This is a genomic window from Pseudomonas sp. P7779 (genome assembly GCF_013386315.1).
GTDB lineage: Bacteria > Pseudomonadota > Gammaproteobacteria > Pseudomonadales > Pseudomonadaceae > Aquipseudomonas.
Genome location: NZ_JACARZ010000023.1, coordinates 12,231 through 35,414 on the forward strand (window position 1 = coordinate 12,231; position 23,184 = coordinate 35,414).

Consider the following 23,184-nt stretch of genomic DNA (forward strand, 5'->3'; position numbering starts at 1 on the left):
GGTCCATGGAGGCGGCGAGCGCCAGTAACGGGCGGGTCGCGCTGGTGACCGGCGCGGCGCGGGGCATCGGCCTGGGGATTGCCGCCTGGTTGATCAGCGAAGGCTGGCAGGTGGTATTGACGGACCTGGACCGTGAGCGCGGTTCCAAGGTGTCCAAGGTGCTCGGCGACAACGCCTGGTTTATTACCATGGACGTGGCCGATGAGCGGCAGGTTGCCCAGGGCGTGGCCGAGGTACTTGGCCAGTTCGGGCGCCTGGATGCGCTGGTGTGCAATGCCGCTGTGGCCGACCCGCGCAACATCACCCTGGAAAGTCTCGACCTGGCTTACTGGAATCGTGTACTGGCGGTGAACCTCAGTGGTCCCATGTTGCTGGCCAAGCACTGTGCGCCCTACCTGCGGGCCCACGGCGGCGCCATCGTCAACCTGGCGTCGACCCGGGCACGCCAGTCGGAACCGGACACCGAAGCCTATGCGGCGAGCAAGGGCGGTTTGCTGGCCCTGACCCACGCGTTGGCTATCAGCCTCGGGCCGGAAGTACGGGTCAATGCCGTCAGCCCGGGCTGGATCGATGCCCGTGACCCGGCTGCACGCCGTGCCGAGCCGCTGACGGATGCGGATCACGCCCAGCACCCGGCGGGCAGGGTAGGCACTGTGGAAGACGTAGCGGCGATGGTGGCGTGGTTGCTGTCGCGCAATGCCGGGTTTGTCACCGGGCAAGAGTTCGTCGTCGACGGCGGCATGAGCAAGAAGATGATTTACACCGAGTAGGGCGGGTCGCGGTCCTGAAGCCATTTTGTCTTTTTCAGAAAAACTTCAAGCAGGCTATTGACTTAGGTCCGCTACCTGCGTAAATTTCGCGGCCTCAACGAAGCAAAGGGTGATTAGCTCAGCTGGGAGAGCATCTGCCTTACAAGCAGAGGGTCGGCGGTTCGATCCCGTCATCACCCACCACTTCTTGAGAGTTTTGCCCTAGGGCAAGACGCAACGTTAAAGGTTGCACCGACGCGCAGCGGTAGTTCAGTCGGTTAGAATACCGGCCTGTCACGCCGGGGGTCGCGGGTTCGAGTCCCGTCCGCTGCGCCATATTTTCCAGGTCTGATGTTTCAGATTTGAGATTGAACAGCCAAGGCTGGTCAGTCAGATGTTTGAAGGCGGTTGAAGGTGACACTTCAGCAGTCTGAGCGATACGCAGCGGTAGTTCAGTCGGTTAGAATACCGGCCTGTCACGCCGGGGGTCGCGGGTTCGAGTCCCGTCCGCTGCGCCATATCTGTTCCAGGGCCCACTGAACGCCCTGAGACGCCAAAGCAAGCCGCTGGCTTGGTTGGATCGATAGCAAAGACCCTGGTCGAAAGACCGGGGTTTTTTGTGTCTGCGATTTGGTGCCGGCGCGGCAAGTACAGGGGCCGGCAAGCCAGCCCCGTGGTCCGGGGTCAGAATCCCAGCTTGTCCCGCAACCCGTAATACCAGGCCCCCAGCGCCGCAAACGGCGTGCGCAACAGTTGTCCGCCGGGGAAGGGGTAGTGCGGCAGGCCGGCAAACGCATCAAAACGTTCTGCCTGGCCCCTCAGCGCTTCCGCCAGTACCTTGCCCGCCAAGTGGGTATACGTCACGCCATGGCCGCTACAGCCCTGGGAGTAGTAGATGTTATCCCCCAGGCGACCGACCTGCGGCAGGCGCGACAAGGTCAGCAGGAAATTGCCGGTCCAGGCGTAGTCGATCTTCACGTCCTTGAGCTGCGGGAAGGCCTTGAGCATCTTCGGCCGGATGATCGCCTCGATATTCGCCGGGTCACGCGCGCCGTACACCACGCCACCGCCGAAGATCAGGCGCTTGTCGCTCGTCAGGCGGTAGTAGTCCAGCAGGTAATTGCAGTCCTCGACGCAGTAATCCTGCGGCAGCAGCGTCTTCGCCAGTTCATCGCCCAGTGGTGCGGTGGTAATCACCTGCGTACCACACGGCATCGACTTGGCCGCCAGTTCCGGAACCAGGTTCCCCAGATAGGCGTTGCCCGCGACAATAATGAACTTGGCCCTGACCTTGCCGTGCGCCGTATGCACCACCGGATTGGCGCCGCGCTCGATGCGAGTCGCCGCCGACTGCTCATAAATGGTGCCGCCCAGGGACTCCACGGCTGCCGCTTCGCCCAGCGCCAGGTTCAGCGGGTGAATGTGCCCGCCGCTCATGTCGAGCAGGCCGCCCACATAGTTGTCACAGGCGACCACCTCGCGAATGCGCCGCTCGTCCAGCAACTCCAGCTGGGTGTGGCCGTAGCGCTCCCACAGGCGCTTCTGCGACTCCAGGTGGCCCATGTGCTTGCTGTTCAGTGCCGCGAACACACCGCCGTCCTTCAGATCGCACTGGATCTGATACTTGGCCACCCGCTCCCGAATGATCCTGCCGCCTTCAAATGCCATGTCGCCGAGTAATTTCGCCTGCTGGGTGCCGACACTGCGCTCGATCACATCGATATCACGGCTGTAGCTGTTGACGATCTGCCCACCATTACGGCCCGACGCGCCAAAGCCTACCTTGGCAGCTTCCAGCACTGTCACGCTAAAGCCGTTTTCCAGCAGGAACAGCGCACTGGACAGGCCGGTATAACCGGCGCCAATCACGCACACATCGGTTTCGACTTCACCTTGCAGCTCTGGGCGAGGAGGTACCGCATTCGCAGACGCGGCGTAATACGACTGGGGGTAGGGGGTGTTCGCCATCCTGGAACCTCTGTTTTATATTTTTTACGAGTGCGCCGATCCTACCTGACTTGAAAATCCGCTGCCAGCCGCCGGAAAATACCGTTGTGCTGGCCACAAATAAAAAATTCGCATATTCATAGGCTTAGCTGCAAAAAAGGTGTTGACACCCCTCGGGAATTCCGTAGAATGCCGCCTCACAGCAGGCACGTAGCTCAGTTGGTTAGAGCACCACCTTGACATGGTGGGGGTCGTTGGTTCGAGTCCAATCGCGCCTACCAAACAAAATCCGCTCTGCTGGGCGGTCTAGAAGGGCTCACCGAAAGGTGGGCCCTTTTTTGTTGCCTGTGTTTCGTCCTGAATGAGGTCTACACCTTCTGATCTATTTCCAGGAGGGCGTAATGGAGGCAGGAAAAAGGCGTAGTCATCGAGACTACACGCTGACCTTTAAATTGTCGGTCGTCGACCAAGTCGAAACGGCGAGCTGGGCTGTAAATAGGCTCAAGAGCGCTACCGGATTCAAGGCAAAACCACCGTTCTGACGCGGTTACGCAAGCGTGGTCGGCAAGAGTGTAGCCCCGGCACATAGATTGGCTCGCCGGGATGGGGTCTGTGCCCGACAGAAACCGACCACTAACGCCATGGCAACGCATCAAAGATGCTTGAAGAACAGTTGGCGTTTTCCAATCAGAAAGCGCAGTTTTTCGAGGCGGTCGTGGATGTCTTGAAAAACGCCTACGGTCTCTCTGTCGTAAAAAAGCGTCCCGGCAATTCCTCGCGCATAAACCAATCCAGAACCTGAGCATCAGCAGGGCTTGCCAGTGCTTGGGGATAAGCCGACAGGCTTACTGCAAACGCAATCGCACCGATGCAACTCGTCTGGTTCTGGATCAGAAAGTTGCCGACTTCGTTCAACAAAAAAGTCAGCGTCGGCCGCGTTTGGGTACCCGAAAGCTGCACCACTTGCTGCGTTGCCAGCCTCAACTTGAACTGCAAGTGGGGCGAGATCGGCTGTTTTCGATCCTGCACCGAAGGCGTTTACTGGTGGTCCGCAAGCGGGCGTAGCACAAGACGACCGACAGTCATCATCGCTTTCTGCGCCATCCGCACCTACTTAAACCGGGTCCTGATCAGGTTGTTCCAATCGGTCCGGAAAAAATCCGGGTAGCTGACATCACCTAACTGCCCGTTCAGAAAGGTGTGGCCTATCTGAGACTTGTGACGGATGCTTTTTCGCGAAAGGTCGTGGTTACCAGGTCCATGAAAGTCTGCACACCGAGTCGGTAGTGCAGGTTACGTCGAGCCGTGAATCAGGCTCAAACCGCGCAGCCACTGGTTCATCACTCGGACAGAGCCGGCCAGTATCGCTTGGGAATGTACCAGGAACAGCACGCGAAACACGGCATCCGGTGTTCCATGACGGGCGGCTATGACTGACTGCTACCAAAATGCTTTGGCAGAGCGGGTCAACGGGATCTTGAGGGCGGCGCTTCTGCCTGAGCGACCACAGGATTTCATGCAGTCCGTAGAGCCAAACGTTACTCAGCTCATGCTCAACGAATTATCGCCATCACCCACGAATGGGGGAGCGTCGTGATCGCGCTGCGGGCTTGTCATGCGTACGCCAGAGAAATCTCGAAACAAAAATATGGCTGCTTTGCTTTGATTTTGTGCTGTATGTATGTACAGTATATCCAGTGGTTAAGGATAGCCACTAATCAGGAGAAGTAATGTCTATGTACTACGCGACACCATATGTATTCACGCCAAGCGCCACGCTCGACAATGGGCCTCAGCTCAGATCAATTATTCAAGCCGGATATCGCTGGATTCAAATTAACCGCGACGTATGCCCGATCAAGACTACCGTGCCCTTGAATAAGGCCGACCTAACCCCGGTTCACGGTCTGGTCATTGAGCCCGCACCAGGCATCGAGAAGGTGCTTATTGACTCAAGCGGAATTGGTCGAAATCCGGAAGTACCTACCGATCCGAGCTATGCAGCGTTTGATTATCAAGGGAAGGTCCGGCCTGCAAGTTTTTTAACGCGGGAAGCTTTTCTGAATCAGAATGAAATTTTTGTCGATGATCCGACAAAATATGTAGCTGGGGACTGGATTGTAATTTCCGATGCTTCAACAGACTTCCATAAGCAGCCGCTTCCACTTGATGGTCCTATGGAAGTTCGGCAGGTTATTCGAGTATTCAGCGGGTCGCTGGTGATCAACAATGTTCTCAAAAAAGGACATCCGGATGGAGCCATTGTTGCTACGTGCGTGCCGATTCGTAACGTTATAATTCGAGGCCTGGAGTTCACTGGGAACTCTGCTGTCGGAGTTCATATTCACTACGGCCAGCATTGCACTATTCAAGATATTACCTCTGTTAACTGGACTGGGCGGTCGCTTGTTCTCATTGATAACGGCGGTAGCAATAACTCAGTCATTGATTGCTACTGTACCGGGACAGAGGCTGGTGGTGGGCCAACACAAAATGCCTGGGGTGTAGTCATGGAAGGTCAGGATTCATCCCGGATGGTGAATAGCGGCGGTGAATTTTGCGGTAATGGCAGTGCAATGAATTACTGTATTGATAGCGTAGCTGTCGATGCAAGAGCACGCAGGAATAATGTAAATGTCGGCGTATATACCCACTCTATCCGAAGTGGTTATATCCGGCCGAGAACGGAACGTCCTCTAATTCTTGACACATACGAGAGTCCAGAGAACGTTGATTGCTTTATCTTTAGCAAGCGGGGTTTATCATAAGCTCTAGCTGTGTTATGAGTTTGTTCGCCTCTCAATGCTTCAATGTCATTTAAGAGGTAGTGCGAAGAAGGCCGAGTCTTGGCCTTCTTCTCTCAAAAAATAACCCCTGAATGGCTTTCTCTTTCCCCCGACCCGAAGGCTGCCTAAGACTGGCAGTCATAACGTTTCGCGAGGCCCTCTAAAAAGACTATACGTTCGCATAGTACCGCTTATGCTTTTATTTTAATTTAACGGATGGAGTGCAGCGTGAGGTTGGGCAGGCATTGTTGAATTATTTTTGGAGCTTAAGTCGAATGCGCGTCGCCAGTAGAAACCCAGTATCAGCAGAAATATAGGGCCTGTAGATGGGGAAGACAGACCATCTTGAAATACATTGAATACAGTAAAGAATGGTATGACCATTGCCATCATTGCAATGTAAAATCTCTTTTGAAATTCATCGCTTTGAGGGATTTTGAAGAAAGGTTTTACGATGCTCCACAGGAATATCAGATAGAACAATCCAGCAAGACCTCCCATTTTCCAAATGGCACCTAAATATTGATTGTGTGGCGTATAACCTGATGTGCTCACATCGTTATCGAAGTAGCCAAGCTCAGAGTTAAAAAGCCCATAGCCACCAAAGCCAGTACCAAATATCGGGCTGCTTATTAAGTCATCAATAATTATCATGTACAGGCCTAATCTTCCTGATGAAACCCCATCCCAATTTCCAGAGTAGATGTTGTCTGTCATCAAAAGTATTTTGGCGAATAATTCAATAAAGTAGTCTGAAAAAATCGCTATTATGGTTGCAGATGTAACGATGGCAAGCGTGATGTATAGAGCAGCTCTAAATATCCTGCCGACTGTCATTTTTCCCGCGAAGAAGCAACATAAGCAACTAACGATTAAACCAAATGCAGCTTGTCTAGATCCACTGCCTAGGACGAGTATTAAGCTGCACAACATTCCAGTGTACGAAATAATCCGTATGCTTTTTTTGGGTTTCATGATTACGCCTAGCGCTAGACAAATCATGAATGCCGTCGAAAAAAATACAGCTATTCCATTTATCCCATTGCTACCATGAAATTTCATACCGAAAAATGTAGGGTCGAAGACGGCACCGTAAATGACTTCGCCTGGGATACGCTCAAATTCAGTAAATATAGTAACGTGGCCCTTCATGAAAATCGCGTCAACCGTTGCTGCAAGCGCGGTTGCCGTGAGTAGATAAATCAATGTCTTGTTGAACCTGTCAGGGTGAATGCTTGACTCTCCAATGTTTCTACCCAGCAAATAGACCAGGTATGGCTTGAAGAAAAACGCTATGGAGAAAATAGATCTGGCGATGTTTCCCGGCTGGATAGATAATTGTATGTATATTAGTGAGATGAAAGAGAAAATTATGCTGAGTAGCAGCCACTTATTTATCTTGTGGTGAATGATTAGTATGTAAGGGAGGATAAGTAGGCATAGCAAGTCAGATGGGGCAATTTCAACGCCGAGAGCAGGCACGAATATTCTTAGTGGAATGCACAGTAAAACAGCTGATAAAAATAAAAGCATGTTCGACTATCCCTGTAGTAACAAAACTTAAAAAAGCACACTTCATGCATTATTTATTGTCTTGAGCGCCTTTTGAGGCAGCGTCATGCCGCTCATCTGCGCGCCAGAATAGTCAACTTGTCATGGCAAGCTTGCCGAAAGCGCGAAACGTGTTCGAAAATTGATAAGTGGCATGATGGTTCCTTTGTATCGCGGTAATCGAAGATCCGTTCGAATTGCTGAAATTGTAGACGTGTTTCGGTGTAGTGAGAGGATTTCGAGTTGCTCGGTTCGGCAGGACACTGTGAATGGTTGATTACTGTAGGAATAGACAACGCTAAGTTAATGATTCTTATAAGGTTAAACGGGAAATTCGTAGCCTTTCAAAGGGCGAATTTTCCCCTATGGATCAATCGGTTGCAGATTTCTCGGGATCACCTTCAAATGGTGGGGGGCGCTGGCTCGAGTCCTATCGCGCCGACCAAACAGAATCCGCTTTGCTGGGCGGTCTGGAAGGGCTCACCGAAAGGTGCGCCCTTTTTGTTGCGATTTGCGAAGCCTTTGCAACCTACCTCCTCAAAATGACAATTCGGCGTCCCTTCCTGGCTTGTCGATTTATCCCGTTGTGCTTCTTTCGAGCATGCTTCGGCATCTTCTTTTCCCGTCTCCCATGAGCCTCCATGAACGCCACAACGTAGATCACGCGCCCGATACGCGTGATGCGTATGTCGGCGTCGGTGGGCAATAGCTAGAGGGTGCTGCTTTCGTAGAATTTTTAGCTGTATGCATGTACAGTTGTTTCGCCAAAAAATGGCCATGGGAAATCAGGAGAAGTCATATGTCAATTTACAGCGATACCCCTTATGTTTTTACGCCGGATCCCTCTGCGGATAACGGCCCTCAACTCCAGTCGGTGATGAAGGCCGGATACCGCTGGATTCAAATCAATGGCACTGACTGCCCAATCGGGACAACAGTCCTGCTAAACCGTGATGACAATTGGCCCTACAGTGGGCAGATCATCGAGCCAGCACCAGGGATCGATAAGGTCACTATCGACGTTTCAGGGATCGGTCGTAACCCGCTGGACCCAACAGATCCGAGTTATGCCGCCATCGACTACCAGGGTAATGTTCGCCCGGGCAGTTATCTGACCGCGCCGGCCTACGTCAATACGACCGAAATCTCCGTGGCTGATACCACTCCGTACACAAACGGTTCCTGGATCGTCATCTCGGATGCTTCAACCGATTTTGCAACCTACCCGATGCCACTCGACGGCCCGCTGGAGGTTCGCCAGGTTATTTATGTGCTGGCTAACTCATTGATTGTTAATCGCGTAATCAAACGTGATCATCCCCAGGGCGCAATCGTGGCTTTATGTGACCCGATTAAAAACGTGTACATCCGCAACCTTGAATTCACCGGGGACGCTGCGGTAGGGCTGCATCTGCACTACGCACAACACTGTGTGATCGAGAACATCACGTCGGTCGACTGGACTGGGCGCTGCATGCTGCTGCTGGACAACGGTGGTGAGTACAACACCATTCTTGATAGTTATTGCACGGCTACAGAGCCAGGTGTCGATCCTGAACAGACCGCCTGGGGTGTCGTCATCGAGGGGCAGGACTCTACCCGCGTGATTAATTCAGGTGGTGAAAATTGCGGCTTGGGGATGGGGATGAATTACAGCATTGATTGTGTGTCGATTAACGCAAGGGCTCGCCTCAATACAGTAAACGTTGGGGTCTATACCGCATCCATTCGTACGGGGTTCCTTCGACCTGCGACCGAATCCCCTCTGATCCTGGATAACGTCATCACTTCAGACTGCGTTGATTGCTATATGGTTGAACCCATACCTTTTTCCGGATAATCATGGAAAAAAAGGCCCGCATTGAGCGGGCTTTTTTATTGGGAATATTTATTCCCAGGGTATAGGTTCGCGGCCAGCGCCGTTGCGACGCCCAGCAACAGAGCGGCCGCAATTGTCCCTTGGTAATCATTGGCCAACACAGAAGCACGGCCAGGTAGGGCAGATTCGAATGGGCGCTGAGTCGGCAGGATGCCGCGGAACCTGTAAAGCGCCCGTCCAGACGCAGTTCTGCAGCCATTGTCATGCACTCGATTTTCTCGTCGTGCCCCTTCAGATTGCGCTTCGCAAGTCTTTCGCCTGAACGTCTTGGGGATTCCGTTCGGCAACGTTAGGACTTTTCCGAGGTTAAAGATGGCGTCGTACTACTACTCTTCCTGTGTTGTTCCGAAGGATCGATAGGCCTGCCCCGATTCGTCATAAATAACTACAGAGAGCTGCCCCATGCTTCAACTCGACTTCTATTCAACGCTGGTCGCCGCCTCCCTGGTGCTTTTACTCGGGCGCGGGCTGGTCGCTCGAGTCGGTTTCCTGCGCACTTACAATATTCCGGAGCCGGTGGCCGGCGGTTTAGTGGTGGCGGTGCTGCTCCTGGTCCTGCGTATGCTCGCTGGCATTGAGGTCCGGTTTGATTCGTCGCTGCAGACGCCACTGATGTTGGCTTTCTTTGCCACCATTGGTTTGAATGCGGATTTCGCCAGCCTGAAGAAAGGCGGGCGGGTGCTGGGGATTTTCCTGCTGGTGGTGACGGCGCTCCTAGTGGTCCAGAACGCGATGGGGATTGCGCTGGCCAAGGCGCTGGGGCTCGATCCGTTGATGGGGTTGTTGGCGGGCTCCATTACGCTGTCGGGTGGGCACGGGACCGGCGCGGCCTGGGGCGCGGTGTTCAGCGAGAAGTATGGCGTGGCGTCGGCGTCCGAACTGGCCATTGCTTCCGCGACCTTTGGCCTGGTGCTCGGCGGCCTGATTGGCGGCCCGGTCGCTCGCCTGCTGATCAAGCGCGTCCAGACGCCCGCCCTGGCGCCGGTACAACCGCGAGGGCCAAAAGGATTCGAGCAGCCGAATCAAGAGCGCATGATCACCTCCTTCTCGTTTATCGAGACCCTGGCGCTGCTCGCCATCAGCCTGCAAGTGGGCACGTTCCTCAGCGGTTTTATCCAGGGCACGGCCTTTGAGCTGCCGACGTTTGTGTGTGTCTTGTTTGTCGGTGTGGTGTTGCGTAATGGCCTGTCGGCGCTGGGCTGGCACCAGGTATTCGAGCGCGAAGTCTCAGTGCTAGGGAATGTCAGCCTGTCGTTGTTCCTGGCAATTGCATTGATGTCGCTCAAGCTCTGGGACCTCGCCACGCTGGCCCTGCCGATTTTCATCCTGCTGGCTGCGCAGGCGTTGATGATGGCGCTGTTTGCGATTTTCGTGACGTTCCGGGTGATGGGGAGCAACTATGACGCGGCGGTCCTGGCGGCGGGGCACTGCGGTTTCGGGCTCGGTGCCACGCCAACTGCCATTGCGAACATGCAGGCGGTGACCCAGCGTTTCGGGCCATCGCAGATTGCATTTCTGGTGGTGCCGATGGTGGGCGCCTTTTTCATCGATATCACCAATGCGATCGTGATCAAGTTGTACCTGGCGCTGCCGTTCCTGGGCGTCGCGGGATAAACGCGGTTTACCGGATTTGCCGTTTAATGACTCGCCAGGTCCTGCTTGCCCAGGACCTCGTCAATCACCCCAAGCTGCCAGGTGAAATACGGATTGAACGTCAACCGCGCGTGCATCTTGCCCGGCTCACGGTAGCCCCAGTCCGAATACCACACGTCGGCCCCCTGTTCGCAGGCGCGGGTTGCGTCGTCCGTCTGGCCGTTCCAGCAAAACCGCAGGCTGCCCTGTTCGCCATACAGAGCGTTGTCGGGTGAGAACAGCAACCCCATGTGGGAGAACTGGCTGATCCTTAACTCCGGCAGGTAGTCGGTACGCGCTTTTACACGGCGGGTATCCCAGGCGCTCTCTGGCAATGTGCCGTACCAGGCGAGGCGGCTATGGGGGTTGCTGAAGCGTTGCTGGAAGGTCTCCAGCACGTAGTGCGTATCGAGTACTGAGTCGTGGGCTGCGACGGCAATGAATACCGGCTTGTCATAGGGGCGCCGCTCCAGGTCCTGGCGGGCTAGCCGGCTGCTGCGGTAGAACTGGGCAAAACCGTTGGTGGGCACTGTCATGTAGCGCACCAGGCTCTGTTGTGGCCGGCTGGCGTCTGGCGCCAGCAGCCAGGGGCGCGCCCAACTGATCAGGGGTGTCAGCCAGTCGTAGGTCATGCTGGACTGGAACGCGGGAGAGAACAGCAGCAGCCCCGCGACGTCGTCGTGTTTGTAGGCGTAGTCGAGTACCAGGTTGGCGCCGGTGGAAAAGCCGCCGAGGTAGATTTCTCCCACCTCTGCGCGAAGGATCGCAGCCTGTTCGTCCACCACCCGGCGCCAGTCTTCCATGCGCACCTGCAGCATGTCGGCCGGTTGCGTGCCGTGGCCGGGCAGCAGCACGGTCCTGACCAGGAAGCCGCGGGCGGCCAGTGCGCTGCCGATATCGTGGAAAGACCAGGGTGAGTCGCCCAGGCCATGCACCAGAATGATCCCGCGCTTGGGGGCACCCGCCGGGCGCCATTCCTGCGGGGCGTTCCAGTTGAGTTCGGCATCCTTGTCGGTGCCCTGGAAATCACGATGGTCCCGCAGCCATTGCAAGGTAGCGGCGCGATACGCTTCGAATGATTTCTGGCCAAGCGGCATGCCCGGTTCTGCGAGGGCTGTCGTGCAGAGCAATAGGGCGAGCATGCCGCATGCAACGCTTCGGAGCGTTCTGCGCATCGATGGACGGGGCTGCATACAGGTGTGGTTGTTCAAGGCAGGTTCTCAACGGAGCGTAACCGTAAGGTCATGCACGATAATGACCTGCCTTGTATCGCCGAAAGTGCGAAACAGTAGCAAGACGTTTCCGATGATCTCAGAAACGATCCAGCCGGTAGGGCTCAAGCGCCGGCAGCCCGTTGGACGCGGCCGCAGGCGATGCCAGCCGTGCAATCAACTCCGCCGTCACCGCAGCCTGCGTCAGGCCCAGATGCTGATGCCCAAAGGCAAGCAGCACCTTGCCCTTGCACACCTTGTCGATAATCGGCAGCGAGTCCGGCAGGGAAGGGCGAAACCCCATCCACGGCGTCGCGTCCTCGGCACTCAAGTCACGACGAAACAGCCCCTGGCTCAGCCGATGCAACTGCCACGCGCGTTCCATGTTCGGTGGGCGATCAAGGCCGGCGAACTCCACGGTACCTGCCAGCCGCAATCCGCCGTCCATGGGCGTCATGATGAACTTTCGCTCCAATGACGTGACCGCAAACGGCAACCGTCCATGCTCATGGGGCAACATCAGGTGATAGCCGCGCTCTGTATCCAGCGGGACCTTTTTGCCAGTCAGTGCGCCGGTCAGGCTGGCTGAGTGCGCACCGCATGCGATCAACACCTGGCGCGCGGCCACGGTGCCTTGGTCGGTCCGCAATGAAACACCGTGCTCGTCCAGCTTCCCGCCCACGACCTGGCGCTTGAGAAATTGCACCCCGCTGGCTTTGGCCGCTTCCATCAGCTCGCAAACCACCCCATAGGGATCGAGAAAATGCCCGGTGCGAGGAAAGAACAACCCGCCCTGAATCCCTTTGCTGAGTTGTGGCGCCGCGTCCTGCACCCCGCTGGCGTGCCAGTGGTCCACCGGCACTTCCTGCTGACTCATGCGTGCCTGCAATGCATCAATGGCCTGTCGCGACTCGGCGCGCTCGAAGACCAGCAACGAGCCGTCTTCGCGCATCAGGTGCGGGCGCTCGATGCTGCCCAGCAGCCGGTGCCAGGCGCCCAGGCTGCCTTCATTGAGCGCGCGGATCCCGGCGACGGTGCGCTGGAAGGGCGCCGGGCGCAGGTTCAGCAGCAGCCGGGTAAACCACGGCAGTGCACGCGGCAGGTATTTCCAGTCCAGGCGCAGCGGGCCCATCGGGTCCATGAGCATGGCGGGCAAACGCGTCAGGATCGACGCATCCGCGATGGGGAACACTTGCTCGGTCGCCAGGTGGCCGGCATTGCCGAACGAGGCGCCGTGGCCGGGTTCCTGCTGATCGATGATGACCACCCGCCGGCCCTGACGCGCCAGTTGCAGCGCGCAGGCGACGCCGATGATGCCGGCGCCCACTACGGCGACGTCTGGCATGACGTTATCGGACATGTTCTAGGCTTCCCTCTGACCGTCGAGCAAGCGCCGCAGCAGCAATGGGTTGCCGTGTTGCAGGGCCGTCGGCAGCAAGCTATCCGGGAAATCCTGGTAGCACACCGGCCGCAGGAATCGCAGGATCGCGGCGGTGCCCACCGAGGTGGTGCGTGAGTCCGAGGTGGCCGGGAATGGTCCTCCGTGCACCATCGCATCACACACTTCAACGCCGGTCGGCCAGCCGTTGACCAGCAGGCGGCCGGCCTTGCGTTCCAGGGTCGGCAGCAGCGCGCGGGCAGTTGCCAGGTCGTCGTCATCCAGATGCAGGGTTGCGGTCAGTTGGCCCTCCAGGTGTTCGCTGACCTGGCGGACCTCATCGACGTTGGCACATTGCACGATCAATGACGTGGCGCCGAATATCTCGGCTTGCAGGCTGTGATTGGCGAGAAAGTCCCGGGCCTGGGTCACGAACAAATGGGCCTGGCCCTGGTTCGGCCCTTCTGCCGGCAGACCGGTACCTGCGAGCTGAGCATGCCGGGTCAGGGCGCTGACGCCGTCTTCGTAAGCCTTGAAGATCCCCGGTGTCAGCATGGTTTGGGCAGTGCTGTGTTGAAGCAGGTTGGCAGCCGTGCCGACGAAGTGGTCCAGCGCTTGCCCTGCAACGGCAATCACCACCCCGGGGTTGGTGCAGAACTGGCCGGCACCCTGGGTCAGGGACGCGACAAAACCTTGTGCCAATGCTTCACCGCGTGCGCTCAACGCAGCGGGAAACAGGTAACTCGGATTGATCGAGCTCATCTCTGCATACACCGGGATCGGCTCGGGGCGCGCCTGGGCCGCCTGGCACAAGGCAATACCGCCGCTGCGCGAGCCGGTGAAACCCACGGCCTTGATGCGCGGATCGCAGACCAGCGCGATACCGACCTCGCGGCCCGAGCCATACAACAGCGAAAACACACCCTCAGGCAGGCCACATTGCTGAACGGCCCGGGCCACCGCGCGGCCCACCAGTTCGCTGGTGCCAGGATGCGCGCCGTGTGCCTTCACGATCACCGGGCAACCGGCCGCCAGTGCCGACGCTGTATCACCGCCCGCCACCGAGAATGCCAGCGGAAAATTGCTCGCGCCGAACACGGCCACCGGCCCCAGCGGTACGTGGCGTTGACGCAGGTCCGAGCGAGGCAGCGGCTGGCGTTCCGGTTGTGCAGTATCCACCCGCACATCCAGCCATTCACCCGCGCGCACGGTGCGGGCAAAGGTGCGCAATTGCTGGCAGGTGCGCCCGCGTTCGCCCTGGATGCGTGGGCGCGGCAGGCCGGTCTCGGCCATCGCCCGTTGAATCAGTTCATCGCCCAGGGCTTCGATTTCGTTGGCGATGGTTTCAAGGAATTCGGCGCGAGCGGCCAATGGCGTTTCGCGATAGCTATCGAAGGCGCTCCAGGCCAACGCACAGGCGTGTTCGACATGTTCGGCGGTGCCGCCGGCGTAGGCGGGTTCCAACGCAAGGTTGGTGGCAGGATTGATCGCCCGGATGGCCTCGCGGCTGCCTGGAATGGAGTGCTGACCAATCAGCATGGTGCCCGTCAGAGTCATGGCGTAGTCCTGGAAAGTAAAGATGGGCTTGGCGAAGAGAATCCACTGTGGGAGTTGTCGAGCCCCAGCGAGGCTGCGATGCAGGCGCTGCGGTCTGGCAGGTACACCGCAGTGATCCCATCGCAGCCTCGCCGGAGCTCGACAGCTCCCACATTTGATTTTTGCTGCCTTGAATAGTGTTAAGCGACGTTCTGCTCGGCCGACCAGTTGGCGTACCACTGGCGGAACAGCGCGTACTGGTTCTCTGCATAACGACGCTGGGCATCGCTGAGGGCATCGGTCTCGTTGAAGTGCAGGGTGTATTCCTTGTCGCCGTTGAGCACCATCAGATGCTTGTAGAACAGCACCAGGTCGCAGCCTTCGTCGAAGGACGACAGCACCGCCAGCGCCGACTCCAACTCCCGCGCATGGCGACGTGCAGTGGCGTCGCCCTTGGCGGCTTTCTTGCTCAAGGCCACCAGTTGCAGGACTTCCCGTGGCAGTGCATTGCCGATGCCGGTGATTGCGCCGGTGGCGTTGCAGTTGACGAAGCCGTGCACCACTTGGGTATCCACGCCGACCATCAAGGTCACGTCATCGTCCTTGGAGGTGATGTGTTCGGCCGCGTAGCGCAGGTCTGCAGCACCGCCGAATTCCTTGAAGCCGATCAGGTTCGGGTACTCGCGACGCAGTTCGAAGAACAGGTCGGCGCGGGTGGCGAAGCCGTAGTAAGGGCTGTTGTAGATCACCGCCGGCAGGTTTGGCGCCGCCTTGAGGATGGCTGCAAAGTGATCCTTTTGCGCCGTCGCCGATGCACCACGGGACAGCACCCGCGGGATGACCATCAAACCATGGGCGCCGACCTTCGCCGCGTGCGCTGCATGGGCCACGGCTTCACGGCTGTTGACCGCGCCGGTGCCGACGATGGTCGGCACACCGGCGGCCACCAGGCGCGCCACGCCTTCCTGGCGCTCGGCCTCGGTCAGCAACGGCCAGTCGCCCATGGAGCCGCAGTACACCACCGCGCTCATGCCGATATCGATCAGTTCGCGGCCCTTGGCGACCAGTGCGTCAAAGTCCGGTTTGCGCTGGGCGGTGCACGGCGTCATCAATGCAGGGATGCAACCGGTGAAGATAGTGGTATTCATTGTTTCAGCTCCAGTTTGATTGAAGGGGCGGGGGCGGTTCAGATGCCCCACGCGAAGGGGTCCTGTTCGTCGATCAGCAAGGTGCTGTCGGCGGTCATGTAGGCGCGGCCGGTGATGGAAGGGCGCACACGTTCGCCCTCCCATTCATAGCTGCCTTCGAATTGGCTGCCGGTGATGCTGGCTTGTATCCACGGCTCACCGGCGGCGAGTTTCCCGTCGGCCGCCAGGCATGCGAGCTTGGCGCTGGTGCCGGTGCCGCAGGGCGAGCGGTCGTAGGCCTTGCCTGGGCACATGACAAAGTTGCGGCTGTCGGCCTGGGGGTCGTCGGCGAACAGTTCGATATGGTCGATCAGGGCGCCGTCTTCGCCGTGGATGCCCTGGGCTTCGAGGGCCTTGAGCATTGTCCAGGTGTAGTCGGTCAGGGCTTCGACGTTGTTCATTTCCAGCGCTTGGCCATGATCGGAAACCAGGAAGAACCAATTGCCGCCCCAGGCGATATCGCCGTAGACCAAGCCATGTCCAGGCACTTGCACCGAGACATGCTGGCGATAGCGATAGGCGGGCACATTGCGCAACGTGACCGCGCCGTCGGCGTGCAACGTGGCGCTGACCGGGCCGACCGGCGTGTCGATCTTGTGCACCCCCGGCGCGATCTGCCCCAAGTGGTGCAACGAGGCAACCAGGCCGATGGTGCCGTGGCCGCACATGCCGAGGTAGCCGGCGTTATTGAAGAAAATCACGCCGCAGGTGGCATCGGCCGAGACCGGCGCGCAATACAGCGCGCCCACCAGAACATCGTTGCCACGGGGCTCCAGCAGGCACGCCCTGCGCCATTGGTCATGCCGGGTGCGCAGGTCGTCGAGCTTGTCGACCATGGTCTCGCCGGCCAGCGTGGGAAACCCCGTCATCACCAGGCGCGTGGGCTCGCCGCCGGTGTGGGAATCAATGATGTGCACTCGTTTCATAGAACAATCCATCCAGTGGTTGGCTGAGGCTCAGGAAGCCAGCTGTGCCCGGCCGATATCGGGCTCAGGGGCTTCGCTTTCGTCGTCTTCGGTTTCCAGGCGAACCAGGTGCGCCGGCACGCCGGTGGCCGCGCCCCAGTAATAAATCCCCAGCGCGCAAGCGGCGACGACCACGGTGTCGAAGGGATGGCCGAGGATGCCCAGGCCACCGAAGCTGCCGAGTTTCGACAGGATGATGGTCACGGCGTAGAAGCCGATCAGCCAGGCGGAGGAGCGAACCTGGCGGCCCAGGCTCAGGTGCAGGGTCGGCACAAAACGGCCGCACAGCAGGTACACCACGAACATCAGGATTTGCAGGCCGAGCAGCCATGACACGGTGCTCCAGCCGGACCAGTAGACGATCAGCGCGGCGATGATGAACGACAGCGGGCCGAGCAAGCCCATCCACTTGACCCTGAACGGGCGCGGCAGGTCAGGCGCATTGCGGCGCAGGGCGGCCACGGATACCGGCGCCACGGCGTAGCTCAACACCAGCGCGGCGGACACCACGTTGATCAGCGCTTCCCACGACGGGAAGGGCAGGGTCCAGAACACCGACAGGCCAAAGGTCAGCCACAGCGCCGGGCGCGGGATGCCGGACTTTTCATCGATGCGGGTGAAGATCTTGAAGAAGGTTCCGGTTTGCGCCCAGCCGTAGATCACCCGTGGCGTGGCGTTCATGTAGATATTGCCGCAGCCGCTGGGGGAGATCACGGCGTCGGCGACTACCAGGTACGCCAGCCAGCCCACACCCAGGGCGAGCGCGATGTCGCGGTACGGCAGGGCCAGTTCCTTGGCGACGCCGGCCCAGCCGTTGGCGAGCATTTCGGTGGGAATGCCGCCGAGGAAAGCGGTCTGCAACAGCACGTAGATTGCAGTGGAGAGCAGCACCGACAGGATCAGTGCAATTGGAATGGTGCGTTGCGGGTTCTTCACTTCGCTGGCCACCGAGATGATCGGCGTCAGACCCAGGTAGGCGAAAATCACCCCGCCGGCAGACACGGCCATTTCAATCCCCGACAGGCCGAACGGCGCGAAGCCCTGGGCGTGGAAATTCTCCGGCTTGAAAAAGGTGAACAGCACGCCGATCACCAGCAGCGGCACGATGAACTTGAACACGCTGACCAGGTTATTGGCCATGGCGAAGGTCTTCACGCTGCGGTAGTTGAGGGCGAAAAACAGCGAGAGCAGCGCAAACTGCACGAACCAGCCGAGGACGGTGGGGTTGCTGGAACCCGCCTGCGTCAACTCGGGAAACCACGCCGCGGCGTATTGGCGCGAGGCGACCACTTCAATTGCCACCAGGCTTGAAAACGCGATCAGCGTGATAAAGCCCATCAGGTAGCCCAGCAGCGGGCCGTGGGAATAGACCGGGTAGCGCACCACGCCGCCGGCGCGGGGCAATGCCGCCCCCAGTTCGCAATACACAATGCCCAGCAGCAACACGGCGAAGCCGCCCAGCAACCAGGAAAAAATCCCCGCCGGCCCGGCGATGGCGGAGACGTGACTGGCCGCGAACAGCCAGCCCGAACCGAAGATCGCTCCCAGTCCGATAAAGGTGAGGTCGATCAATGAAAGCTGTTTCTTGAACTTGCCTTGGGCTGACATGGCGGCGCCTTCTTGTGGGTTATTGGATAGGCATGCAGTGGCCATACAGTGAACCCATCAACGGCGCCGCGATTGATGTTTTGCGCAGGCTGCGATGACGAAATCAGCACAATTGCGAGTGCTCGACAGGGCCACCGCCATGCGGCAATCTGCTCGCCAGGCACCGCCCGCCGGGCGCCTGGCCTGTCCGCAAAATGCAGGAGAGAGCGTCATGATGCAGAGCGCGTTCGCGACCCTATGCCAAGGGAGCGAGTCGAATCGTCCACAGACCATCGAAGAATTACTGGCCGGCGTGGGGTTGCTGTTGCCGATGCTGGACGTGATTCCCAATGCCGCGATCTTTATCAAGGACGTGCAGGCGCGCTACGTATTGGCCAACCGCACCCTGGTGCAGCGTTGCGGCTTGAAGGACTTGCAACCGCTGTTGGGAAAAACCAGCGCCGAGGTATTTCCCGCGCAGTTGGGGCCCGGCTATACCGAGCAGGATCGGCGGGTGCTGGAGCAGGGATTTGTCCTCGAAGACCAGTTGGAACTGCACCTCTACGGTACCCGCGAGCCGGGTTGGTGCCTGACCCACAAATGGCCGCTGTACAGCCGCGACGCTGCAATCATCGGCCTGGCGGGCATCTCGGTCGACCTGCAAACCGCCAGCGAAACCCACCCGGCCTATCAACGGCTGGCGGCGGTGGACGAGCACATCCGGGCGCATTTCAATCGGCGGGTCACGTTGGGTGAACTGACGCGGATCGCCGGGATTTCCGTGGCGCAACTGGAGCGCTACTGCAAGCGCGTGTTCCACCTGACACCGCGCCAGATGATCCAGAAGGTACGCCTGGAACATGCGCACCGGCTGCTGCATACCGAGCTGCCGATCACTGAGGTGGCGTTGCAGTGCGGGTATACCGACCACAGTGCGTTTACCCGGCAGTTCAAGGCGTTGACCGGGTTTACGCCGCGCCAGTATCGGCAGGCGACCAGTGTGCGGTGATGTCTAATTGGATCTACGTGAATGTCATGAGCAGCGGTGGCGCCAACAAGGAGGGCGCCAACGCTCTTCGCAGTTGCGCAAACCTGGTCAGTTTTATCCCTGCCGTTGGTGCGACTTATCAAGTCATCCAGTCCGTGCCGGTGAGTGGCTGCGTGGTGGATGTCACCGACAAAAGCACCGGGGGCTCTCCCGATTCGTTCAGAAGAGAAGCGGTTATCGGTGGGTGTTCGCCTTGACTCAGTAGGACGGCGTCACCTGGGTAATCACTGGCCGGCCTTCAACGTTTCAAGCATCGCCTGTGCTGCCAGCGCATGCACCTTGCGCGTCGGATGCCATTCATCCCAGTAGTAATGCGCATCCGGGTTTTCACACACCGGCTTCACGTCCGGATAGGTGTGTTGGCAGGGCGTATCCAGGTCTTTCAACCCCGCCACCTGGGGAGCTGCGCGCAGCTTGTCGCTGAACGCCACGTGGTCGAAGTAGCTGATGCTGACCTGATGCGCCTTAGCCAATGTGCTCAGCACAACCGGCAGTTTTTGTTCCAGTACCTGCTGGTAGTTTTTCGCGTTCTCGACTTGATTGCCCTGCACCACGGCTGGCACATGACTCAAATCCGTGGTGCCCACTACCATCACGTGTTTTGCGCCCGCTGTAATCAGTGTCTCGGTGGCTTTCTGAATATTTGCCACGCTGTTCTGGCTGAGTACGGCAACCGACTCGGTGTGCGAGAAGTCGGCCCATTCAAAAAAGTCGTTGGCCGAGATGAAAATGAAAAACAGCGCCTTCGGGTCGGCTTTGTGTGCCTTGGCGGACTTCAGGTAGTCAGCGATCTGGCCTGAAACGCCGGTGTCGCGGGCGGGCTCCATCCAGGCGTAGTAGTTGCCATTGCCACTCTTGGCGCCGCCCACTGCGTAGTCGGTCAAGGGTGTTTTCAAGGCGTGGGCCAGGTTCTCGACGGCAGTCGGGCCATTGCTCCAGCGGCCCTTCCAGTACAACGAGCCGGGCAGTTCCTGGGCATCCTTGACCTTCAGAGTGGCCAGGGTCTTGGTGAAGCGTTCACCCGCACCGTTATCGGAGTAGCTATCGCCGAACGCATAGAGGTGATCGTAGCGGGGAGCGCCAAAGGCGGTGGAGGCGGTCAGTACCAATAGAGCGGCCAAGCAAGCGCGTAGAGTCATTGGAAATCTCCCGGGTGGTGCTCCAAGAGTACTGGCGATGAAGTGCATGCCCGCGGGCGGTTGCGACCTGTGTGTAGCTGAGGGCGCAAAGACTGTCCTGTATGCGACAGGTGGCTATCGCTGGTAGTGTCCGCAGAATTGGGCATTCACATCAGGAAGATTGAGATGGCATCAGCGATAGAGTTGTCTTTTGAAGTTACGGAGCAAGAGCGCCAGGCCATCCTTCAGCCGCTGAGGGCATACAACATCAGCCAATGCGGCGAGAACCCGTTCGAAACGTTTGGGCTGTTACTGCGTGATCCCGCCAGCCAGGAAGTGGTGGGCGGCCTGTACGGAAAAACTTCCTATGGCTGGATGTTCATTGAGCTGTTGAGCGTGCCTGAGTCAATGCGCACTCAAGGCATGGGGTCGCGGCTGATGCGCGCGGCTGAGGAGCTGGCACGAGAGAAGGGCTGTGCGGGGATCTGGTTGGACACCTTCAGCTTCCAGGCGCCCGGGTTCTACCGGAAGCTGGGTTTCAGCGAGTTCGGGCATATTGCCGAGTACCCGCCAGGGCACACGCGCCACTTTTTCCAGAAGCACCTGGGCTGAGGGCTAGCGGGTCACCGACCGCCACGTGACCAAGCCGTCCAGCCCTTTATCGGACTTCAAGTACCTGAGCACGTTCTGCGCCTGGGCCTTCTCTTCAAACGGGCCGACAAATGCCCTCTAACGCTTCAAACACCCACAAACTTTATTGGATTGCAGCAACAATTTTTCTTGTTGGACACCTCCCTCCCCAAGCAGCAAAGATGCGGCCACTGACGCTCGACCTTCCAGGTCAACAATAAAAAATCGAGCCGGGCTGCACGCCGTTTTCTTGCAGTGAACCCTTTGTTCACTACCTGCTTTACTGGCGCCGCAGCGCGCACTTAAGGACCTCACCACCATGCAAACTGTTGTGAACCTATGGCCGCTGATTGGCGTACTCGTCATCGTGGTCGGCTTTGTGTTGCGCTTCAATCCGCTGCTGGTCGTCACGGCGGCAGCGATTGCCACCGGGTTTGCCGCCCACTTTCCACTGGAAAAGATCCTCGCCACCATGGGCGACGGCTTCCTCCAGACTCGCGCCTTGCAATTGATCCTGTTGTTGCCCCTGGCTGTCATCGGCTTGCTGGAGCGCCATGGCTTGCGCCTGCATGCGCAAAACTGGATCGCGCGCTTTGAGCGGGCCACGGTTGGGCGCTTGCTGATCATCTATCTGTTTGTGCGTGAATCCACAGCGGCCATGGGCCTGACGAGCCTGGGCGGGCACCCGCAGATGGTGCGCCCGTTGCTGGCGCCGATGGCGGAAGGCGCGGCGGAAAAACGCTATGGCAAACTCCCCGACAAGCTTCGCCACAAGGTCCTGGCCATGTGTGCCGCGACCGACAACGTGGGGCTGTTTTTTGGCGAGGATATCTTCGTCGCCTTTGGTGCGATTGCGTTGATGCACACCTTCCTGCTGGGTTCGGGGATTGATGTCGAGCCTCTGCACATTGCGGTCTGGGGCATCCCGACGGCGATCTGCGCCTTCATCATTCACGCCATCCGCTTGCACCGCTTTGACCGAATGCTGACCCGAGAGCTGTTGCCGGCCAACACAGCGGAGGCGGCGCAATGATCATTTCCATTCAATACCTGTACTGGCTGGCCGGCGTTCTGCTGGTGATCACCGCCGGGATGATCCTGATGGATCGCACCCACCCCAGGCGCTGGTCGAGTTCGTTGTTCTGGCTGCTGTTTGCCATTCCGTTCCTGGTGGGGGAGCGCCTGCCCTCGGTGGTGGTCGGCGTGGGCGTGGTGGTGATGGCACTCATCGCGGGCCTGGGCGGCGTAGGCCGCGGCGCGCATGCCCAGTTGCATGACAAGGCCGCACGGGCCAGCGCTGGTCGCCTGGGGCATAAATTGTTTATCCCGGCATTGGCCATTCCGTTGACCACGGTGATCGGCTCGGTATTGCTCAAACACACCGAGATCGGCGGCGTGCCGCTGCTGGACCCGAAGAACACCACCTTTGTTTCCCTGGGTATCGGCTGCCTGATTGCACTGGCACTGGCCTGCTGGCTGACGCGGGACACCCCGGTGCAAGCCCTTCGCGAATCCCGGCGCCTCACCGAAGCACTGGGCTGGGCGATGGTGCTGCCGCAGATGCTGGCGATGCTCGGGCTGTTGTTCAACGAAGCGGGCGTGGGCACAGCGGTGGCGCACATCACCACCACCTATATCAACCTGGATTACAAGCTGGTAGCGGTGATGGTGTATGTGTTGGGCATGGCACTGTTTACCGTGATCATGGGCAATGGCTTTGCCGCCTTCCCGGTGATGACCGGCGGCGTTGGCGTACCGGTGCTGGTGGGCATCTACGGCGGCAACCCGGCGGTGATGGCTGCCATCGGCATGTTCTCCGGTTACTGCGGTACGCTGATGACACCCATGGCGGCCAACTTCAATATTGTCCCGGCAGCGTTGCTGGAGCTGCCGGATAAAAACGCGGTCATCAAGGCACAGATGCCGACCGCGTTGATGATGCTGGTGGTCAATATTGTCCTGCTCTACCTGCTGATGTGA

18 protein-coding genes, 4 tRNA genes and 1 pseudogene are annotated in these 23,184 nt (G+C 58.6%); 14 read left to right on the forward strand and 9 right to left on the reverse strand.

What is annotated here, in order from left to right:
* The first annotated feature begins 5 nt into the window (after positions 1-5).
* The 4 genes from HX869_RS08280 to HX869_RS08295 all read left to right on the forward strand — a co-directional run bounded on the left by HX869_RS08280 (position 6) and on the right by HX869_RS08295 (position 1,267).
* Positions 6-770: an SDR family oxidoreductase gene (locus HX869_RS08280; RefSeq protein WP_003212687.1), complete on the forward strand. Its 765-nt coding sequence runs from the start codon at positions 6-8 to the stop codon at positions 768-770.
* A 107-nt stretch (positions 771-877) separates the two neighbouring features.
* A tRNA-Val gene (locus HX869_RS08285) sits at positions 878-953 on the forward strand.
* A 55-nt stretch (positions 954-1,008) separates the two neighbouring features.
* A tRNA-Asp gene (locus HX869_RS08290) sits at positions 1,009-1,085 on the forward strand.
* A 105-nt stretch (positions 1,086-1,190) separates the two neighbouring features.
* A tRNA-Asp gene (locus HX869_RS08295) sits at positions 1,191-1,267 on the forward strand.
* Between the two features lie 166 nt (positions 1,268-1,433).
* Here HX869_RS08295 and HX869_RS08300 read toward each other — a convergent pair.
* The gene (locus HX869_RS08300; RefSeq protein ID WP_178902977.1) at positions 1,434-2,717 is read right to left on the reverse strand and encodes an FAD-binding oxidoreductase; all 1,284 of its coding nucleotides are present in this window, start codon (positions 2,715-2,717) and stop codon (positions 1,434-1,436) included.
* A 183-nt stretch (positions 2,718-2,900) separates the two neighbouring features.
* Here HX869_RS08300 and HX869_RS08305 point away from each other — a divergent pair.
* From HX869_RS08305 to HX869_RS08315, 3 genes and pseudogenes are all read left to right on the forward strand, one after another.
* Positions 2,901-2,977: transfer RNA gene (locus tag HX869_RS08305), tRNA-Val, on the forward strand.
* A 120-nt stretch (positions 2,978-3,097) separates the two neighbouring features.
* Positions 3,098-4,221, forward strand: a pseudogene (locus HX869_RS31520) (IS3 family transposase); the annotation flags it as partial.
* 205 nt (positions 4,222-4,426) lie between these two features.
* On the forward strand, positions 4,427-5,464 hold the full coding sequence (locus HX869_RS08315) for a right-handed parallel beta-helix repeat-containing protein (protein WP_177020880.1): 1,038 nt from the start codon (positions 4,427-4,429) through the stop codon (positions 5,462-5,464).
* Between the two features lie 222 nt (positions 5,465-5,686).
* Here HX869_RS08315 and HX869_RS08320 read toward each other — a convergent pair whose 3' ends face one another.
* Entirely contained in the window at positions 5,687-7,015 is a 1,329-nt protein-coding gene (locus HX869_RS08320; protein ID WP_177035803.1) for an O-antigen ligase, read from the reverse strand.
* Between the two features lie 817 nt (positions 7,016-7,832).
* Here HX869_RS08320 and HX869_RS08325 point away from each other — a divergent pair.
* Entirely contained in the window at positions 7,833-8,873 is a 1,041-nt protein-coding gene (locus HX869_RS08325) for a hypothetical protein (RefSeq protein WP_177009384.1), read from the forward strand.
* A gap of 441 nt (positions 8,874-9,314) precedes the next feature.
* Positions 9,315-10,526, forward strand: coding sequence for a sodium/glutamate symporter (gene gltS, locus HX869_RS08330; RefSeq protein WP_178902978.1), 1,212 nt, complete (start codon positions 9,315-9,317; stop codon positions 10,524-10,526).
* Between the two features lie 23 nt (positions 10,527-10,549).
* Here gltS and HX869_RS08335 read toward each other — a convergent pair whose 3' ends face one another.
* The 6 genes from HX869_RS08335 to HX869_RS08360 all read right to left on the reverse strand — a co-directional run bounded on the left by HX869_RS08335 (position 10,550) and on the right by HX869_RS08360 (position 18,429).
* Positions 10,550-11,641, reverse strand: coding sequence for a carboxylesterase (locus HX869_RS08335; protein ID WP_250884727.1), 1,092 nt, complete (start codon positions 11,639-11,641; stop codon positions 10,550-10,552).
* Between the two features lie 214 nt (positions 11,642-11,855).
* Entirely contained in the window at positions 11,856-13,115 is a 1,260-nt protein-coding gene (locus HX869_RS08340; RefSeq protein ID WP_178902979.1) for an FAD-binding oxidoreductase, read from the reverse strand.
* 3 nt (positions 13,116-13,118) lie between these two features.
* Entirely contained in the window at positions 13,119-14,690 is a 1,572-nt protein-coding gene (locus HX869_RS08345) for an aldehyde dehydrogenase (NADP(+)) (protein WP_178902980.1), read from the reverse strand.
* Positions 14,691-14,869: 179 nt separating this feature from the next.
* Positions 14,870-15,817, reverse strand: a complete 948-nt coding sequence (locus HX869_RS08350; protein WP_178902981.1) for a dihydrodipicolinate synthase family protein — start codon at positions 15,815-15,817, stop codon at positions 14,870-14,872.
* A gap of 38 nt (positions 15,818-15,855) precedes the next feature.
* Positions 15,856-16,782 carry a 4-hydroxyproline epimerase gene (locus tag HX869_RS08355; RefSeq protein WP_102605125.1) on the reverse strand — a complete coding sequence of 309 codons (927 nt, stop codon included), beginning with the start codon at positions 16,780-16,782 and terminating at the stop codon, positions 15,856-15,858.
* Between the two features lie 30 nt (positions 16,783-16,812).
* The gene (locus HX869_RS08360) at positions 16,813-18,429 is read right to left on the reverse strand and encodes an APC family permease (protein WP_102605124.1); all 1,617 of its coding nucleotides are present in this window, start codon (positions 18,427-18,429) and stop codon (positions 16,813-16,815) included.
* A 211-nt stretch (positions 18,430-18,640) separates the two neighbouring features.
* On the opposite strand from HX869_RS08360, the gene HX869_RS08365 reads away from it, so the two are divergent.
* Positions 18,641-19,417, forward strand: coding sequence for an AraC family transcriptional regulator (locus tag HX869_RS08365; RefSeq protein WP_174717779.1), 777 nt, complete (start codon positions 18,641-18,643; stop codon positions 19,415-19,417).
* The gene (locus HX869_RS08370) at positions 19,417-19,653 is read left to right on the forward strand and encodes a hypothetical protein (protein WP_177116933.1); all 237 of its coding nucleotides are present in this window, start codon (positions 19,417-19,419) and stop codon (positions 19,651-19,653) included. Before HX869_RS08365 ends, HX869_RS08370 begins: the two co-directional genes overlap by 1 nt.
* A gap of 27 nt (positions 19,654-19,680) precedes the next feature.
* On the opposite strand, the gene HX869_RS08375 is transcribed toward HX869_RS08370, so the two are convergent.
* On the reverse strand, positions 19,681-20,595 hold the full coding sequence (locus HX869_RS08375; protein ID WP_177080688.1) for an SGNH/GDSL hydrolase family protein: 915 nt from the start codon (positions 20,593-20,595) through the stop codon (positions 19,681-19,683).
* Positions 20,596-20,760: 165 nt separating this feature from the next.
* Between HX869_RS08375 and HX869_RS08380 the strand changes: the two genes are divergently transcribed.
* The 3 genes from HX869_RS08380 (at position 20,761) to HX869_RS08390 (ending at position 23,184) form a co-directional block, all read left to right on the forward strand.
* Positions 20,761-21,186: a GNAT family N-acetyltransferase gene (locus tag HX869_RS08380; protein ID WP_178902982.1), complete on the forward strand. Its 426-nt coding sequence runs from the start codon at positions 20,761-20,763 to the stop codon at positions 21,184-21,186.
* Positions 21,187-21,523: 337 nt separating this feature from the next.
* Positions 21,524-22,237 carry a DUF969 domain-containing protein gene (locus tag HX869_RS08385; protein ID WP_003219990.1) on the forward strand — a complete coding sequence of 238 codons (714 nt, stop codon included), beginning with the start codon at positions 21,524-21,526 and terminating at the stop codon, positions 22,235-22,237.
* Entirely contained in the window at positions 22,234-23,184 is a 951-nt protein-coding gene (locus HX869_RS08390; RefSeq protein ID WP_102605117.1) for a DUF979 domain-containing protein, read from the forward strand. Before HX869_RS08385 ends, HX869_RS08390 begins: the two co-directional genes overlap by 4 nt.